Origin of the sequence: Streptomyces sp. BE303, from assembly GCF_036290945.1 — a bacterium.
Taxonomy (GTDB): Bacteria; Actinomycetota; Actinomycetes; order Streptomycetales; family Streptomycetaceae; genus Kitasatospora.
Genome location: NZ_JAQYWZ010000717.1, coordinates 126,399 through 141,569 on the forward strand (window position 1 = coordinate 126,399; position 15,171 = coordinate 141,569).

The window sequence follows — 15,171 nt, forward strand, 5'->3', positions numbered from 1 at the left end:
GGGCGCTAGCTGCCGAGCCCGGCCCGCCGGGCCCGGACCGCGGCCTCGGCGCGGTCGGTGACCTGCAGCTTGCTGAAGATCCGGGAGAGGTAGTTGCGCACCGTCTTCATCGACAGCCCGAACTCGTTGGCGATGAAGGAGTTGTTGCGGCCGTCCGCCAGCATGGTCAGGACGGCCATCTCCCGGGGAGTCAGGTCGGGGAACGGCTCGCGCTCCGGAGCCGGTCGCCTGACCTGGGCCAACAGGTGGGCGGCCGCCTCCGGGCCGAAGAGGGCCCCGCCCTGGCTGACGGCGGTGATGGCCCGGCGCACGTCGTCCAGGCCGGCGCCCTTGACCAGGTAGCCGCGGGCACCGGCCCGGACCGCGGCGACGATGGAGTCGTCGTTGTCGTCGGCGGTCAGCATCACCACCGCGACCCGGGGGTGGCGGGCGAGCAGGGTGCGGGTCGCCTCGATGCCGTCGGTGCCCGGCATGCTGATGTCCATCAGGACGACGTCCGGGGCCAGGCGTTCGACGGCGGAGAGCACGTCGGCGCCGCTGGAGGCCTCGCCGACGACGGTCAGGGAGTCGATCCGGTCCAGGAGTTGGCGTAAACCAGCCCGGAAAAGCTCGTGGTCGTCGACCACGAGGATACGAAGGTTTCGAGGCGCGACCGGGTCCATGGGAGCTCCTAGGAGAGGGTGCGGATAGCGGGAACCCGGGGGACGGGCCGGGGGAGGCACGGGTCGGTCGGACACGGACTCCGCCGTACCGGCGGGCCGTGGGAGAAAGGCGGGAACGCGTGGGTCAACCGGTCCGGTCCGCGTCGCCGGTGAGCACCGAGTGCGGCAGTCGCACCCGGATCACGGTGCCGTGCGGGGCTCTGGTCTCGACCGAGAAAATCCCGCCGAGTTCCCTGGTGCGGACACACATGGACGGCAGTCCTATTCCGCCGACGGAACCGCTGGAAATCCCCACCCCGTCGTCCTCGATCGAAAGGTCGAGGCCGTTCCGGCCGATGGAGGCCGAGATCCGGCAGACGGTGGCCTGGGCGTGCCGTGCGACATTGGCGACGGCTTCGCCGGAGATATTCTTCAATTCGTTCTGGACACGGTCCGGGAAACCGTCGACGAGGGTCGGCAGCTCGGTGACGAAACGGAGCCGACCGGCCCCGGCCTCCTCGAACGCGCGGACCTGCCGGTGCAGGAACTGGCGCAGCGTGCCGGGACTGGGCGTGGAGCGGGACTCGGACGTGTCGAGGTCGCGGATCACCTGCCGGACGTCGGCGATGGCGGTGCTGACGTCCTCCCGGGCCTGGGCCAGCAGGGCCGGGGCCTGGTCGGCGTCGCCGGTCAGCGAGAGGCCGGCCAGCTCCATCCGCATGTGGAGGGCGGCAAGCCTGGGGGCGAGCGAGTCGTGCAGCTCGCGGCGGACCCGACGGCGCTCGTCGAGCCGGGCGGCGTCGGCCGGACAGGCGGGCTCCGGCTCGTCGGCCCTCGCCCCGTCCGGCCGGCGGCGCGGATGGGACAGCGCCAGATGCAGCCAGGACAGGGTGAAGGGGCCGGGCGCGGGCGGCGGAGCGGAGTCCTTCGGCCGGCCGCCGCGTGGTTCCGGGGCCGGTGGCAGGCCGGCGGCGCCGAGACCCGTGACCAGCCCGATGAGGGTGCTCACCAACCGTCCGATCCGGTCGGAGGTGTTCCGTTCACCGCGCGTAGCGAGTGTCGCCACGCCGTCCATGGCCAGGCTGGTTGGTCTTCGGTCTTCCCCGCCGGAGGTTTTGGCTATCTGATCCAGCATGGTTCCTGAAATCCCCCCGTCGCTCGCGTCGAACCCACAGTGCACGGGCGTTTCTGGCGCGGGGAAAAGGAATTCGTCGGACATACGCGCAAACCGGCACGGCGAACCCCGCACAAACGGTCCGTCGCGTGTTCTGTGCCGTGATCCCAATCCACCCGGGACAAGACCTTAGGCGGGCTGTTGCACAGGGCGCAAGGGTGGGCGGGGGGAGTGGTGTATGGCGCCGTGGCGGATTCGGACACTTGGTTGCACCCATGTGAGTGAGCACTTACCCTCATGGGAGTCGGGCCACGAGCGCGGCCGGCGACCGGGTCGCGCGGCGACTCGCCGGCCGTCCCCCGGAGAGCCGAGGAGGCGACCCCATGGGCACATCCCGTACCACACGTTTGACGGTTGATCAGATCGCTGAGATCTACCGGACGATGAGCATGATCCGAGCTTTCGAGGACCGTCTGCACGGGCTGGCGAAGAACCTGCCCGGCGCGGTCCACCTCTACAGCGGACAGGAGGCCGTCGCGGCGGGCGTCTGTGCGGCGCTCGCCCCCGACGACTACCTGGCCAGCACCCACCGCGGCCACGGTCACGCCATCGCCAAGGGCTGTGACGTCGAGGCCATGATGAAGGAACTGCACGGGCGCCCCGACGGCCTCTGCGGCGGCAAGGGCGGCTCGATGCACATCGCGGACTTCGACCGCGGCATGCTCGGCGCCAACGGCCTCGCCGGCGGCGGCGTGCCGCTCGCCTGCGGCGCCGCCCTGACGGCCCGTCAGCAGGGCACCGGACAGGTCGCGGTGGCCTTCACCGGTGACGGCGGTGCCAACCAGGGGGCGGTGCTGGAGAGCCTGGTGTTCGCCCGCATGCTCGACCTGCCGGTGGTGTTCGCCGTCGAGAACAACGGCTACGCCCAGGCGACCCCCGCCGACCGGCACTTCTCCGGCACCGACATGGCCCAGCGCGCGGCCGGGTTCGGTATCCCCGGCGCGGTGGTCGACGGCTACGACGTCCTCGCCGTGCACGCCGCCACCACCGAGGCGGTCGAGCGCGCCCGGGCCGGCGACGGGCCGACCGTCCTGGAGTTCCGGGCCGAGCGGTTCCACGGCCACATGGAGCTCTGGGACGACCAGTCCTACCGCCCGAGCGCGGACCCGGACCGGCTCCGCGCCGACTCCGACCCGCTGCTGCTGCTCCGCGCCCGGATCGCCGACGGCACCGCCGCAGGGCCCGCCGCCTTCGAACTGGACCGGATCGACCGGGACGTCGCCGCCCTCGTGGAGGCCGCCGTCGCGGCCTCGGCGGAGCCGTTCACGGTGGACCGGGCGAGCCTGCTCACGGACGTCTACACCCGCTGACGCGCGCGGCCTTCGACGCGTCCGCCCGCGGGCGCGCACGGCCTTGGACGAGTCCGCCCGCCGACCGGCGCCGGCCGGTCGGGACCACCTCCGGAGGAGAGAGTCACGTGCGTACCATCACCTACCAGCAGGCCATCGGGGAGGCGCTCGCCCAGCAGATGCGCTTCGACCGCTCCGTGGTCCTGATGGGCGAGGACAGCACCAACGCGTGGGGCCCGACCAAGGGCCTGCACATCGAGTTCCCGGACCGCGTGCTCGACATGCCGATCACCGAGGCGGCCTTCGTCGGCGCCGCGGTCGGCGCCGCGGCGACCGGCCTGCGCCCGGTGGTCGACCTGCTCTTCGTCGACTTCGCCACCGTCTGCTTCGACCAGATCGCCAACCAGGCCGCCAAGCTGCGCTACATGTCCGGCGGCAAGGTCTCCGTGCCGCTGGTGCTGCGCGCGATGTGGGGCACCGGCCTGCGCCGCGGCGCCCAGCACTCGCAGGCGCTGCACCCGCTCTTCGTCCACCTGCCCGGCATCAAGGTGGTCGCGCCGTCCAACCCGTACGACGCCAAGGGCCTGATGGCGCAGGCGCTGGTGGACGACGACCCGGTGCTCTTCCTGGAGCACAAGATGCTGTACTTCGCGCCCGGCCCCGTCCCCGAGGAGCCGTACGCGATCCCGTTCGGCACGGCCAAGGTGGTCCGCGAGGGCGCGGACGCCACCGTGGTCGCGATCGGCCGGATGGTCTCGGTCGCGCTCACCGCCGCCGAGCGGCTGGCCGCCGAGGGCGTGGACGTCGAGGTGATCGACCCCCGGACGCTCTCGCCGCTGGACACCTCGACCATCTACGCCAGCGTCGAGAAGACCGGCCGCCTGGTCGTGGTCGACGAGGCGCACCCGCGGTGCAGCCTGGCCACCGACATCGCCGCCCAGGTCGCGCAGGACCGTTTCGCGGCGCTGCGCGGACCGGTCAGGATGGTCACCGGGCCGCACGCGCCGGTGCCCTTCAGCCCCGAGCTGGAGGACGCCTTCGCGCCCGGACCGGACGAGGTGGTGGCCGCCGTGCTGGCCACCAGCGCCGTCCGCACCGCGGCCTGACGCTCCGTCCGATCAGGCGCTCCATCAGTTTCCGCACCGTTTCCGAGCGGTCCCGCGCGCGGGACCGCCGACCGAGGAGGAACCGAGTGACGTCCCAACCGTTCGTGAAGCAGCCCGACGAGGGTCGCGCCATCTGGCACGTGGGCGCCCTGCTCAAGTTCAAGGCGACCGGCGCCGAGACCAACGGCCAGTTCTGGCTCGCCGAGCAGCTCTCGCCGGCGGGCTACGCCTCGCCCGTCCACCTGCACACCCGCGAGGACGAGTTCTTCATCGTCCAGGAGGGCGAGATGGTGCTGCGGATCGGCGACGACGAGCACAAGGTCGGCCCGGGTGCCACCGTGTTCGCGCCGCGCGGCATCGCCCACCAGTACCGGGTGGAGACCGAGGGCACCCGGTTCCTGGTGCTCGGGACCCCGGCCGGCTTCGAGGAGTGGTTCTTCCAGACCGGCGAGCCGGCGACCAGCCTGGAACTCCCCCCGCCGCTCCAGGGACCGCCGGACTTCGCCCGGCTGCTGGGCGCGCTGGAGCCGCTCGGCGTGCAGCTGGTCGGGCCGCCGCCCGGGCTGGGCGGCCCCGCCGGACCGCCCCGCTGAGCGGTGCCGCGTCTGGACAGTGCCGCGCCGGCCCTGCCGTCCAACCGGGCGGCAGGGCCGGCGCCGTGCGTACCGGAGCCGGCCACGGACCGGCCCGAACGGGTGAGCGGGCGCTCACCTACACGCTATCCTTCGGTAACCACTCCGCAGTCGCGGACCGGGACGACCCCGGCCGCACCCGTCCCTTCGGAGCCTTCATGAGTATGCGCGAGCAGATCGTCGACGCCGCCGAGCGGGTGATCCGGGACCTCGGCCTGGCCCGCTGCACCACCAAGGAGATCGCGGAGGTGGCGGGCTGCTCCGAGGGCACCATCTACCGGCACTTCCGCAGCAAGGAGGACGTCTTCCTGGCCGTCCTGGCCGAGCGGCTGCCCGGGCTGCTGCCCGTGCTGCGCGCCCTGCCGGAGGAGATCGGCACCGAGGGGGAGGTCCGCGCGACCCTCCAGCAGGTGGCCGAGGAAGCGCTCGCCTTCTACCGGGAGTCGATGCCGATGCTGCTCTCGGTCTTCGCCGAGCCCAAGCTGCTCGACCGGCACCGGGAGTGGATGCGGGCCAACAACGCCGGCCCGCACCGGGCCTCCGAGCTGCTGGCCGACTACCTGCGCCGGGCCCAGCGGGTCGACGTGGTCAGCCGGGACGCCGACCCGATGGCCGCGTCCCAGCTCCTGCTCGGCGCCTGCTACCTGGCCGCGTACGGGGGCGTGTTCGCCGCGCCGTCGGCCGGCCAGGAGGCGCTGCGCGAGGCGGAGGCCTTCGTCCGGCAGCTGTGGCGGACGCTGGCCCCGGCGCCCGTGTAAGCACCGGCCCGGCCCCTGCGGGCCCGTCCGGACCGGTCCGTCGCCCGGCGAGCAGTGCCGGGCGGCGGACCTTCCGCGTTCCGACGCCGCGGCGCCGGCGGCCCGCCCCGCCCGGGGCGCCCCGCCCGGCCCGCCACGCCCGGGGCGCCCCGCCCCGGCGCCGGACCGCCGGACCGCCGGACCTGCCGGACGCCCCCCGTCGCCGGACCCGGGCAGGGAACGGGGGAGGGGCGGGTGGCCACTGGCCGCCCGCCCCTCCCCGCCGTGCCGTGGTCAGCCCTGGAGCCCCAGCACCTCGGCCGCGGCCGTGACCTGGTCGAGGTCCCGGGAGCACGGCATCAACAGCAGCTCGTCGCAGCCCGCCTCGGCGTACTTGCCGACGATCCCGCGCAACTTGCCCGCCGAGTCGGCGGCGCCGCGCAGGATGTGCTCGACGAACGGACCGGCGTCCCGGTAGTAGGACCGCAGGTAGCCCTCGGTGTGCTTGGTCGCGTCCCCGCCCAGCGCGAAGTACGCCAGCGCCACCAGCCGGGGCGCGCCCTCGCGGCCCTCCTCCGTCCACAGCTCGCGCAGCGACTGCGCGCCCTGGGCGAACATCATCGGGCCGGTGCCGCCGCCGATCCAGCCGTCACCCAGCCGGGCAGCCCGGCGCAGTGCGGCCGGCGAGTGGCCGCCGAGGATCAGCTCCGGCCCGTTCTGCCGGACCGGCGCCGGTCCGACGGCCGGCTCCCGGCCGGCCTGCGCGTCGGCCCAGTGCCGGCGCAGCTCGGCCACCTGGGTGCCGGTCCGGGCGCCCCGGCCGGTCTTCTCGATCCGGCCGGCCTCGAAGTCGTCCGGTCGCGAGCCGACGGCCAGCCCGAGGGTGAGCCGCCCGCCGGAGAGCCGGTCCACGGTGGCGGCCTGCTTGGCCAGCAGCGCGGTGTTGGAGCGCAGCGGCGAGATCAGGATGCTGGTCGCCAGACCGATCCGCTCGGTGACCGCGGCGGCCGCGGCCAGCGTGGTGAGCGGCTCCCAACTGGTGTGCAACAGGCGGTCGATGGTGCCGAGCGTGGAGAACCCGGCGGCCTCGGCCTGAACCGCCCAGCCGACCACGTCCTCGCCCGCGGTACCTTCCAGCGAGGTCGGCAGTCCTATTCCGATCTTCATGTCACTCCCCCTGGAGGGGCTGGTCGTGGCGGCGGGAGAGCACGTTCTCCATCGAGGCCAGCCGGAAGAAGGCCTGGGCGCCCTCCCGGCTGGTCATGTCGCGGGGGACGGCCAGGTGGTTCTCCAGCTCCCGCTCGAACTCGCGGACGGCCGGCTGCTGGCTCATGTGCGCGGCCACCAGCGGGAGCGGGCCCTCGATCTCGATGACCCGGACGGCCAGCTCCTTGCCGACGAAGGCCTGGGTGCCGAGGAGCTTCCCGACGACCGTGCCGTCCGGGGTGCGGACGTCGAACTCCGGGCGGCCGCTCTTGCGGAACAGCTCCTTGACGGTGTCCTCGCTGCCCGGGAGCAGCGGGTAGTACAGCGCGTGCCACGTGCTCATGTCGTCTCCTGACGGTTCGGGGCCGGGTCCGGCCCCGTCGGGGTGGGGAGGTGGCGCTGTCACTGGCTGGCGGTGACGCCGCCGTCCACGTACAGCACCTGGCCGGAGATGAATCCGGCCCGCGGTGAGGCGAGGAAGGTCACGGCGTCCGCGACCTCGTGCAGCTCGGCGGTGCGGCCCAGCGGGATCCGGCCGATCACCATTTTCATGAACTCCGGGTTCTGGGCGTTCTCCTGGACGAAGTCGGTGCGCACGAAGCCGGGAGCGACCGCGTTCACCGCGATCCGGTGCCGGCCCCATTCGGCGGCCAGCTGCTTGACCAGCAGGTCCAGGCCCGCCTTGCTCGCGCCGTACGCGCTGAAGCCGCGCCGTGCGCCGAACTTGCCGCGGACGGAGGAGAGATGGACGATCCGGCCGCCGTCGCCCGCGATCATCGCCCGCCCGACCGACTGGGAGAGCCAGAAGGCGCCCAGCAGGTTGGTGTCGACGATGGTGCGCCAGTCCTCCTCCGAGATGGTCTCGGCGCCGACCGTCACCAGCGCGCTGGCGCAGTTGACCAGGACGTCGATGCCGCCCCAGCCGGCGACCAGGGTGTCCACCAGCCGGTCCACGTCGGCACGGTCGGCGACGTCGACGGCGTGGGCGACGACCTCCCCGCCCCGGGCGGCCAGCGGGGCGAGCCGGTCGGCGGTCTCCTCGGCCTTCTTCAGCGAGCGGCCGGCGACGGCCACCCGGGCGCCCTGGGCGGCGAGGTCCTCGGCGACGGCGGCGCCGATGCTGCCGTAGCCGCCGACCACCAGGACCCGGCTGCCGGCGAACTGCCGGTCGGCGGGGACTCGTTCGGGTGCGGGCTGGGGCGCTCCCGCGCCGGGCGGTCCTCCGCCGGGCGGGCCGAAGACCCCCGGCGGCGGCCCGCCCGGGCGTCCGCCGGGTGGGCCGGCGAAGCCCGGGGGCGGTCCGCCGCCCGGGCGTCCGGCGGGCGGGCCCGGCGGGTCGGTCGGTGCGGCTGCCGTCATGACGGCACCTCCCTGTCGCTTGTCGGTGGTGGTTCCAGGCGCGTGGCCCCTGGCCCCCGTGGTGGGTGGTTCCCGGTGCGTGGTTCCCGGTGGGTCGTGCCGGCGCGGAACCGCGGAACGCGGTCCCGGCGCGGTCCCGGATCCGGCGTGGAGCCGGGACCGCCGCGGTGCCGGGGCGCGGGCGGCGCCGGCGGGTCGGGGTGAGTCCGGGCCCGGTGCTACCCGGGTCCGCTCGGGATGTGCCGGGTTCAGGTGCGGTCCGGCGCGGCGGGCGCCAGGCCGAACAGCTCGGCGGCGTTGCCGTGCCGGATCCGGGCGACCGCGGTGGCGTCCAGGCCGAGCCCGTCGAGCCGGGCGAGCGAGGCGTCCAGCGGTGCGCTCATCGGCGGGGAGTCGGTGCCGAACATGACGTTGCCGACCCCGAAGGCGTCGACCGCGGCGGCGATGGCGCGCAGGCTCGGGGTCGCCGTGTCGACGTACACCCGGCCGAGCACCTCGGCGAGCGGCGGGACGGGGGGACCGGCCGGTGCCGCCGCACCCGGCCCGCCCGGCCCGCCCGTCCCCGGCCCTCCGGGACCGCCGGGCCGGCCCGCCGCACCGGGCCCGCCCGCCGGGGGTCCGCCGACACCGGGCGGGGGTCCGCCGACACCCGCCGGGGGCCCGCCGGCGCCGGGCGGCGGGCCGCCCGCGCCCGGCCGCCCGAAGGTGACCGGCATCCGCCGGGCCAGCTCCAGCCGCTCCAGCAGCAGCGGCAGCCCGCCGCCGCAGACCGGCGCGACGATCCGCAGGTCGGGGTACTTCTCCAGCCAGCCGGCGAAGAGCACCGCCGCCGTTCCCAGCGTGACGTCGCAGGGCCGGGCGATCTGTTCGACCAGCCGCAGGTCGTCCAGCTCGCCGGCACCGGCCGGCTCGGCCGGCGGGTGCAGCATGACCGGGGTCCGGTACTGTGCGGCCATCGCGAAGAAGGCGTCGGCCTCCGGGCCGTCGAGGAAGCGCCCCTCGATGCTGGAGTTCACCATCAGCCCCACGAACTCGGGCTGTTCGAGGCGCTTGGCGGTGGCGGCCAGCTCGGCGTCGGAGCCCAGCGGGTTGGTGTAGACGTATCCGCGGAGGGCTCCGGGCCGGGCCCGGACCTGCTCGCCGAGCCAGTCGTGGAACCGCTCCAGGGTGTCGAGCGGCTGGCGGTAGTTGTCCAGCCCCGGCGTGCGCACCATGGTGCCCGCGCCTACGGGACTGCCGACCAGGGACGTGGTGATCCCGGCCGCCGCCTTGAGTTCCACCATGCCGTCGACGTCGACGAGGCTCGGCGGCATGGGGAACCGGCGGAAGAGTTCGGGCGACGTGATGTGGCCGTGCACATCGATCGTCATCGGCTCGACACCTCCTGGGATGTCCGCCGGCCGGTCGGCTCGGCAGGGTGGTCGCGGGCCCGGACAATCAAGTGAGTGAGTGCCCGCTCGCACCGTAGGGTGCAGCCGGTGCGCGCGTCAACACGGCCTCCTCCCCGCCCGGTTGGTGCAACGAACCGGCTGGGCAACCGGCCCGGGAGGACCGGGACGCGGTCCGTGGACGCCCGGGCGACGTCCCAGCCCGGTGGAGACGGATGCCTCCTGACACTGGGACCACCCGGCGGCAAGGATGAGCCGGCGGGGCCGCCCCGGGGGCCGAGATGCCCCGGCCCCCGGGGTCCCGTGCCATCGCACCGGGCGACCCCGCCCCGGTTCGCCGAACACTCGGCGAACGTCCCGTGATCTCCAGGATCGATTCGAGGAATCGACATGAAGGACAATGCGAACGTCTGGCTGGTGACATCGTCCAGCGTTCAGCTCGGCACCTTGTGGATCATGAAAACCTCGATCCTGCCGATGCTGAACTCTCTGCCCTACGACCGGTACGTCAACACGTGCCAGCTCATCGACATGCACGTGTTCCACCCGATCGCCTTCTGGAACGGCATCGCCACCGCCACCGTGGGCGCCACCAAGGCCGTCCGCTCGGAGAGCAAGGTGGCCAAGGTGCTGTACGCGGCCGGCACCGTCGGCATGGCGACCGTCGCGGTCGCCTCCGAGGGCGTCAACCGCCCGATCTGGCGCCAGATCGAGCGCTGGAGCCCCCACCAGGACAGCGACGCCGCCTGGCGCGGCAAGCGCCGCCGGTGGCACCTGGCGCACGAGACCCGGACCATGGGCGCGATCGGTGCGGCGGTCTGCTTCACCCTCGCCGCACTTCTCTGACCTGCGCCGGTCCATCCCCGGGGCCTTCCCTGCCCCGCTTTGCGAAGCCCTGACTTCCGCCCACCCGGACCGCCCACGGCCTCGGCCGCAGGGTCGTCCGCCGAGCAAAGGAGTGTCATGACCTCGTCCACCGAGACCACGGTCGAGACCAACAAGGCCCTCATCCGCGACCTGACCGAGCGGGCCTTCAACGACGGCGACCTGTCCACCATCGGCGACCGCTTCGCCGAGGACTACGTGGTGCACGCCCCCGGCCTGCCCCCGATGCCGCCCGGCCCGGACTCGTTCCGCCAGGCCGTGCTGCTCTGGCGCAACGCCTTCCCCGACGTCCACGTGACCGTCGAGGACGTGGCCGGCGACGGCGACCGGGTCTACGCCCGCTTCACCACCCGCGGCACCCACCAGGGGCAGCTGTTCGACATCCCGCCGACCGGCAAGCCGGTCACGGTGCACGAGATGTCCTGCCACCGGATCGTCGACGGCCGGGTCGTCGAGTCGTGGATCGGCGACAACGTGCCCCGGATCCTGCTCGACATCGGTGCCATCCAGCCGGTCGGCCGCCCGCAGCACTGAGTCCACCAGCCCGAGCCCACCGCACCCCGAGGGGAGCCCCCATGCACCGCTCACTGATCATCGCCCGGATGGTGCCCGGATCGGAGGGCGACGTCGCCCGCATCTTCGGCGAGTCGGACGAGACCGAACTGCCGCGGATCGCCGGCGTCACCCACCGCTCGCTGTACCTGCTCGGCGACACCTACGTCCACCTGCTGGAGACCGACGACCCGGGTCAGGCAGCGGTTGACGCCGCCCGCCGCCACCCCGAGTTCGCCCGCGTCAGCGAACGGCTCACCCCGTTCATCTCCCCCTACCTGGCCACGTGGCGCTCCCCGCAGGACGCGGTCGCCCAGTGCTTCTACAGCTGGGAGTCCGGTACCGGCGGTCGGTGACCCGACCACCGCCGGCGCCCTGACCGACGGGGTCCGTTCACCCCGGAGCAGCGCTGTGCCCCGGAGCGGCACCCCCGCCCCGGAGCAGTCCCTACACCGGAGAAACGAGAGGCAGCACCATGACCGACCACCAGGCCGGCGGGACGACCACGGTCGTCACCGCGGCGGAGATCGAGAACGTCCTCATCACCAGCGCCGGCGCGGCGCCGGACGTCTTCGAGGGCTCCCGGCACGTCCCCCTGGAGGAGCTCGGCCTCGACTCGCTGGCCGTCCTGGAGCTGGAGGCGGTGATCGCCGACCGGTACGGCCTCAAGGTCCCGGACGGCGCCGTCGCCCTCAGCGTCGACGAGATCGTCGCCCAGCTGCAGGGCGCCGGGGCGGTGAGCTGACCGATGGCCGGACACACCGAGAACGGCATCGTCATCCAGGCCCCGCTCAAGCTCGTCTGGGACGTCACCAACGACGTCGCCGGCTGGCCCGAGCTGTTCACCGAGTACGCGTCCGCCGAGATCATCGAGCAGCGCGGCGAGACCGTCCGGTTCCGGCTCACCATGCACCCGGACGAGGAGGGGCGGATCTGGAGCTGGATCAGCGACCGGACCGTCAACGCGGCCGACCGCACCGTCCACGCCCACCGGGTCGAGACCGGGCCCTTCGCCTACATGCAGATCCACTGGCGCTACGAGGAGCTGCCCGAGGGCGGCACCCGGATGACCTGGATCCAGGACTTCTCGATGAAGCCCGCCGCCCCGGTCGACGACCAGGGCATGACCGAACGCCTCAACACCAACTCGCCCGTGCAGCTGGAGATCATCCGCCGCAAGGTCGAGGCACTCGCCGCCGACCGGGGCACCGCCCAGGCCGGCCCCGCCGAAGAGGAGTGAGCGCCATGGCCGTCAGGAACTACCGAATCGTCGGCATCGACGACGTCCCCGCCAACCGGAAGCGCGGTGGCGAGACCCGTGCGGTGCTCTCCCCGGCCACGGTCGGCTCGACCTCGGGCTTCATGGGGATCGCCCGGCTCCAGCCCGGGGAGCGGATCAGCGAGCACTACCACCCGTACAGCGAGGAGTTCGTGCTCCTCGTCCGGGGCGAGCTCACCCTCGACCTGGACGACAAGCCGTTCGAGCTGTTCGCCGGCCAGGGCCTGGTCATCCCCAAGGACGTCCGGCACCGGCTGCGCAACACCGGCAACGAGGAGGCCTTCGCGGTCTTCCACCTCGGCCCGCTGGCGCCCTCCCCGGAGCTGGGCCACGTCGACACCGAGGACGGCCCCGGCACCAAGGCGCACGAGGGACACATAGTGCTGGGGGAGCGATGACCGCATCCCCCTCCGCAGGCGCCCGCCGCGTGGTGGTCACCGGGATCGGTGTGGTGGCGCCCGGCGGCACCACCCGGGAGTCCTTCTGGGACCTCATCACCTCCGGCCGCACGGCGACCCGCAGGATCAGCGCGTTCGACCCGTCGGCGTTCCGCTCGCAGATCGCCGCCGAGGCGGACTTCGACGCAGTCGCGGCCGGCCTCACCCCGCTGGAGCTGCGCCGCGCCGACCGCTACGTCCAGTTCGCGCTGGCCGCCTCCCAGGAGGCGGTGTCCGACGCCGGACTGCAGCTCGACGAACAGACCCGTGAGGCCACCGGCGTGGTGCTCGGCTCGGCGGTCGGCGGCACCATCGTCCTGGAGGACGAGTTCGTGGTGGCCAGCGACTCCGGCCGGAACTGGCTGGTCGACCCGGACGTCACCAGTCCCTTCCTCTACCAGGGCCTGATCCCCAGCAGCCTGGCCGCCGACGTGGCCGCCCGGCACGCGGTGCACGGCCCGGCCGTGGTGGTCTCCACCGGCTGCACCTCCGGCATCGACGCGATCGGCCACGCCTACCAGCTGCTGGTGGACGGCGAGGCCGAGGTGATGATCACCGGTGCTTCCGACTCGCCGATCTCCCCGGTCACCGTGGCCTCCTTCGACGCGATCAAGGCCACCACCCCGGACAACGACGACCCGGAGCACGCCTCCCGGCCGTTCGACCGGGACCGGCACGGCTTCGTGCTCGGCGAGGGCTGCGCGGTGCTCGTCCTGGAGGAGCTGGAGCACGCCCGCCGGCGCGGCGCCCGGATCTACTGCGAGGTGGTCGGCTACGCCAACCGCGGCAACGCCTTCCACATGACCGGGCTGCGCCCGGACGGCCTGGAGATGTCCGAGGCGATCAGCGACACGCTCCGCCAGGCCCGGCTCAACCCCGAGGACGTGCACTACATCAGCGCCCACGGCTCCGGGACCAGGCAGAACGACCGGCACGAGACCGGCGCGTTCAAGCGCTCCCTGGGCCACGCCGCGTACGGCGTGCCGATCAGCTCGATCAAGTCGATGGTCGGCCACTCGCTGGGCGCGATCGGCGCGATCGAGATGGCCGCCTGCGCGCTGGCCGTCGAGCGCGGGGTCGTCCCGCCGACCGCCAACTGGCAGAACCGGGACCCCGAGTGCGACCTCGACTACACGCCCAACAACGCCCGTGAGGTACGGGTCGGTGCGGCGCTGTCGGTCGGCAGCGGGTTCGGCGGCTTCCAGTCCGCGATGCTCTTCGCCAAGCTCGGGAGGATCCGATGAGCGAGCGGCGCGCGGTCATCACCGGCGTCGGCGTGGTCGCGCCGAGCGGGACCGGCAGTGAGGCCCACTGGAAGACGGTCTGCGGCGGCGAGAGCCGGATCGGCCCGATCACGCTCTTCGACGCGAGTTCGTACGAGACCACGCTGGCCGGCGAGGTCGGCGACTTCGACGCCAACCGGTACGTCGAGCGCAGGCTCCAGGTGCAGACCGACCGCTGGACCCACCTGGCCTACGCGGCGGCCGAACTGGCCTTCGGCGAAGCCGAGTTGGATCCGTCCACGGTCGAGCCCTACAAGTTCTCGGTGGCGCTGGCGAGTTCGTCCGGCGGCAACCAGTTCGGCCAGCGCGAGCTCCAGCGGCTCTGGCAGCCGGACACCTCGCGGACCGTCGGCGCCTACCAGTCGATCGCCTGGTTCTACGCCGCGACCGTCGGCCAGCTGGCCATCCGGCACCAGGCCAAGGGCCCGTCCAGCGTCCTCGTCTCGGAGGGCGCCGGCGGCCTGGACTCCCTGGCGCACGCCGCCCGCCTGATCCGCCGCGGCGCGGACGTGGTGCTGGCCGGCGGCACCGAGGCGCCGCTCGGCCCGTACGCGCTCGCCTGCCAGCAGCGCAGCGGCCGGCTCTACACCGGCACCGACCCGGCGGCGGCGTACCTGCCGTTCGACGAGCGCGCGGCCGGCTACGTGCCGGGCGAGGGCGGCGCGGTCTTCGTGGTCGAGGACCTCGAACACGCGCTGGCCCGGGGTGCCCGGATCCGCGCCGAGATCTCCGGCTGGGCCGCCACCCACGACGGCGCCTCCACCACCCGGACCGGCGCGGGCTCGGTCCGCCAGTACGCCCGCGCGCTGGGCACCGCGATCGAACGGGCCGGGCTCACCCCCGGCGACGTCGACGTGGCCTTCCCGGACGCGGTCGGCGTCGCGGCGTACGACCGCACCGAGGTGCAGGCGCTGCGCGAGGTGTTCGGCGAGGCCGGCCCGGCCGCCGTCACCACCCAGAAGCCGCTGACCGGGCGGCTCTACCAGGGCGGCAGCGCACTGGACGCCGCCACCGCGGTGCTGGCCATGGACAACGGCCTGATCCCGCCCTCGGCGGGCCCGGCCCGCCCGGCCGACGGCTGCGAGCTGGCCTTCGTCCGCGAGGAGCAGGCCGTCGAGGTCGGCGCCGCGCTGATCGGTGCCCGCGGTTTCGACGGTTTCAACAGCGCCGTCGTCCTGCGCGCGCACTCCTGACACCCAACGA

The 15,171-nt window shown here is 73.6% G+C and carries 18 protein-coding genes; 12 read left to right on the forward strand and 6 right to left on the reverse strand.

Translation table 11 applies throughout. The annotated features are described in order from the left end of the window. Positions 1-5 precede the first annotated feature (5 nt). Positions 6-662 (reverse strand): response regulator transcription factor, encoded by a 657-nt coding sequence (locus tag PUR56_RS20965; RefSeq protein WP_329882627.1) that lies wholly within the window; start codon positions 660-662, stop codon positions 6-8. A 124-nt stretch (positions 663-786) separates the two neighbouring features. Next, positions 787-1,650 (reverse strand): sensor histidine kinase, encoded by an 864-nt coding sequence (locus PUR56_RS20970; RefSeq protein WP_329882628.1) that lies wholly within the window; start codon positions 1,648-1,650, stop codon positions 787-789. A gap of 548 nt (positions 1,651-2,198) precedes the next feature. Here PUR56_RS20970 and PUR56_RS20975 point away from each other — a divergent pair. From PUR56_RS20975 to PUR56_RS20990, 4 genes are all read left to right on the forward strand, one after another. Continuing rightward, on the forward strand, positions 2,199-3,125 hold the full coding sequence (locus PUR56_RS20975) for a thiamine pyrophosphate-dependent dehydrogenase E1 component subunit alpha (RefSeq protein ID WP_329950027.1): 927 nt from the start codon (positions 2,199-2,201) through the stop codon (positions 3,123-3,125). 107 nt (positions 3,126-3,232) lie between these two features. After that, positions 3,233-4,210, forward strand: coding sequence for an alpha-ketoacid dehydrogenase subunit beta (locus tag PUR56_RS20980; RefSeq protein ID WP_329882630.1), 978 nt, complete (start codon positions 3,233-3,235; stop codon positions 4,208-4,210). 86 nt (positions 4,211-4,296) lie between these two features. Continuing rightward, complete coding sequence (locus PUR56_RS20985) at positions 4,297-4,803, forward strand: quercetin 2,3-dioxygenase (RefSeq protein ID WP_327681265.1); 507 nt, start codon at positions 4,297-4,299, stop codon at positions 4,801-4,803. Between the two features lie 197 nt (positions 4,804-5,000). Continuing rightward, positions 5,001-5,600: a TetR/AcrR family transcriptional regulator gene (locus PUR56_RS20990; RefSeq protein ID WP_329882631.1), complete on the forward strand. Its 600-nt coding sequence runs from the start codon at positions 5,001-5,003 to the stop codon at positions 5,598-5,600. A 273-nt stretch (positions 5,601-5,873) separates the two neighbouring features. Here PUR56_RS20990 and PUR56_RS20995 read toward each other — a convergent pair whose 3' ends face one another. From PUR56_RS20995 to PUR56_RS21010, 4 genes are all read right to left on the reverse strand, one after another. Then, the gene (locus tag PUR56_RS20995) at positions 5,874-6,746 is read right to left on the reverse strand and encodes an LLM class flavin-dependent oxidoreductase (RefSeq protein WP_329882632.1); all 873 of its coding nucleotides are present in this window, start codon (positions 6,744-6,746) and stop codon (positions 5,874-5,876) included. A gap of 1 nt (position 6,747) precedes the next feature. Continuing rightward, positions 6,748-7,128, reverse strand: a complete 381-nt coding sequence (locus PUR56_RS21000; RefSeq protein WP_329882633.1) for a SchA/CurD-like domain-containing protein — start codon at positions 7,126-7,128, stop codon at positions 6,748-6,750. Positions 7,129-7,187: 59 nt separating this feature from the next. Further along, a complete protein-coding gene (locus PUR56_RS21005; RefSeq protein ID WP_329950028.1) occupies positions 7,188-8,144 on the reverse strand; it encodes an SDR family NAD(P)-dependent oxidoreductase in 957 nt (318 codons plus the stop codon). 248 nt (positions 8,145-8,392) lie between these two features. Next, positions 8,393-9,514, reverse strand: coding sequence for an amidohydrolase family protein (locus PUR56_RS21010; RefSeq protein ID WP_329950029.1), 1,122 nt, complete (start codon positions 9,512-9,514; stop codon positions 8,393-8,395). 408 nt (positions 9,515-9,922) lie between these two features. Between PUR56_RS21010 and PUR56_RS21015 the strand changes: the two genes are divergently transcribed. The 8 genes from PUR56_RS21015 to PUR56_RS21050 all read left to right on the forward strand — a co-directional run bounded on the left by PUR56_RS21015 (position 9,923) and on the right by PUR56_RS21050 (position 15,161). Next, positions 9,923-10,378, forward strand: a complete 456-nt coding sequence (locus tag PUR56_RS21015; protein WP_329882636.1) for a hypothetical protein — start codon at positions 9,923-9,925, stop codon at positions 10,376-10,378. Between the two features lie 117 nt (positions 10,379-10,495). Further along, positions 10,496-10,951, forward strand: coding sequence for an ester cyclase (locus tag PUR56_RS21020; protein WP_329882637.1), 456 nt, complete (start codon positions 10,496-10,498; stop codon positions 10,949-10,951). A 41-nt stretch (positions 10,952-10,992) separates the two neighbouring features. Next, entirely contained in the window at positions 10,993-11,325 is a 333-nt protein-coding gene (locus tag PUR56_RS21025; protein ID WP_329882638.1) for a TcmI family type II polyketide cyclase, read from the forward strand. 119 nt (positions 11,326-11,444) lie between these two features. Further along, on the forward strand, positions 11,445-11,714 hold the full coding sequence (locus PUR56_RS21030) for an acyl carrier protein (RefSeq protein ID WP_329882639.1): 270 nt from the start codon (positions 11,445-11,447) through the stop codon (positions 11,712-11,714). 3 nt (positions 11,715-11,717) lie between these two features. Beyond that, complete coding sequence (locus PUR56_RS21035; protein ID WP_329950030.1) at positions 11,718-12,209, forward strand: SRPBCC family protein; 492 nt, start codon at positions 11,718-11,720, stop codon at positions 12,207-12,209. A gap of 5 nt (positions 12,210-12,214) precedes the next feature. Then, the gene (locus tag PUR56_RS21040) at positions 12,215-12,646 is read left to right on the forward strand and encodes a cupin domain-containing protein (RefSeq protein WP_329950031.1); all 432 of its coding nucleotides are present in this window, start codon (positions 12,215-12,217) and stop codon (positions 12,644-12,646) included. After that, complete coding sequence (locus PUR56_RS21045) at positions 12,643-13,929, forward strand: beta-ketoacyl-[acyl-carrier-protein] synthase family protein (RefSeq protein WP_329950032.1); 1,287 nt, start codon at positions 12,643-12,645, stop codon at positions 13,927-13,929. The genes PUR56_RS21040 and PUR56_RS21045 overlap by 4 nt, the downstream gene beginning before the upstream one ends. After that, the gene (locus tag PUR56_RS21050) at positions 13,926-15,161 is read left to right on the forward strand and encodes a beta-ketoacyl synthase N-terminal-like domain-containing protein (RefSeq protein WP_329882643.1); all 1,236 of its coding nucleotides are present in this window, start codon (positions 13,926-13,928) and stop codon (positions 15,159-15,161) included. The genes PUR56_RS21045 and PUR56_RS21050 overlap by 4 nt, the downstream gene beginning before the upstream one ends. Positions 15,162-15,171: the final 10 nt, after the last annotated feature.

What these genes read in the sequence shown, in the direction of transcription:
- PUR56_RS21015 (WP_329882636.1), top strand. Translation starts at nt 9,923, where the DNA reads ATGAAGGACAATGCGAACGTCTGGCTGGTGACATCGTCCAGCGTTCAG.
- PUR56_RS21035 (WP_329950030.1), top strand. Translation starts at nt 11,718, where the DNA reads ATGGCCGGACACACCGAGAACGGCATCGTCATCCAGGCCCCGCTCAAG.
- PUR56_RS21010 (WP_329950029.1), bottom strand. Translation starts at nt 9,514, where the DNA reads ATGACGATCGATGTGCACGGCCACATCACGTCGCCCGAACTCTTCCGC.
- PUR56_RS20965 (WP_329882627.1), bottom strand. Translation starts at nt 662, where the DNA reads ATGGACCCGGTCGCGCCTCGAAACCTTCGTATCCTCGTGGTCGACGAC.
- PUR56_RS21045 (WP_329950032.1), top strand. Translation starts at nt 12,643, where the DNA reads ATGACCGCATCCCCCTCCGCAGGCGCCCGCCGCGTGGTGGTCACCGGG.
- PUR56_RS21050 (WP_329882643.1), top strand. Translation starts at nt 13,926, where the DNA reads ATGAGCGAGCGGCGCGCGGTCATCACCGGCGTCGGCGTGGTCGCGCCG.
- PUR56_RS21000 (WP_329882633.1), bottom strand. Translation starts at nt 7,128, where the DNA reads ATGAGCACGTGGCACGCGCTGTACTACCCGCTGCTCCCGGGCAGCGAG.
- PUR56_RS21040 (WP_329950031.1), top strand. Translation starts at nt 12,215, where the DNA reads ATGGCCGTCAGGAACTACCGAATCGTCGGCATCGACGACGTCCCCGCC.
- PUR56_RS21030 (WP_329882639.1), top strand. Translation starts at nt 11,445, where the DNA reads ATGACCGACCACCAGGCCGGCGGGACGACCACGGTCGTCACCGCGGCG.
- PUR56_RS21005 (WP_329950028.1), bottom strand. Translation starts at nt 8,144, where the DNA reads ATGACGGCAGCCGCACCGACCGACCCGCCGGGCCCGCCCGCCGGACGC.
- PUR56_RS20990 (WP_329882631.1), top strand. Translation starts at nt 5,001, where the DNA reads ATGAGTATGCGCGAGCAGATCGTCGACGCCGCCGAGCGGGTGATCCGG.
- PUR56_RS20995 (WP_329882632.1), bottom strand. Translation starts at nt 6,746, where the DNA reads ATGAAGATCGGAATAGGACTGCCGACCTCGCTGGAAGGTACCGCGGGC.
- PUR56_RS21020 (WP_329882637.1), top strand. Translation starts at nt 10,496, where the DNA reads ATGACCTCGTCCACCGAGACCACGGTCGAGACCAACAAGGCCCTCATC.
- PUR56_RS20975 (WP_329950027.1), top strand. Translation starts at nt 2,199, where the DNA reads ATGAGCATGATCCGAGCTTTCGAGGACCGTCTGCACGGGCTGGCGAAG.
- PUR56_RS21025 (WP_329882638.1), top strand. Translation starts at nt 10,993, where the DNA reads ATGCACCGCTCACTGATCATCGCCCGGATGGTGCCCGGATCGGAGGGC.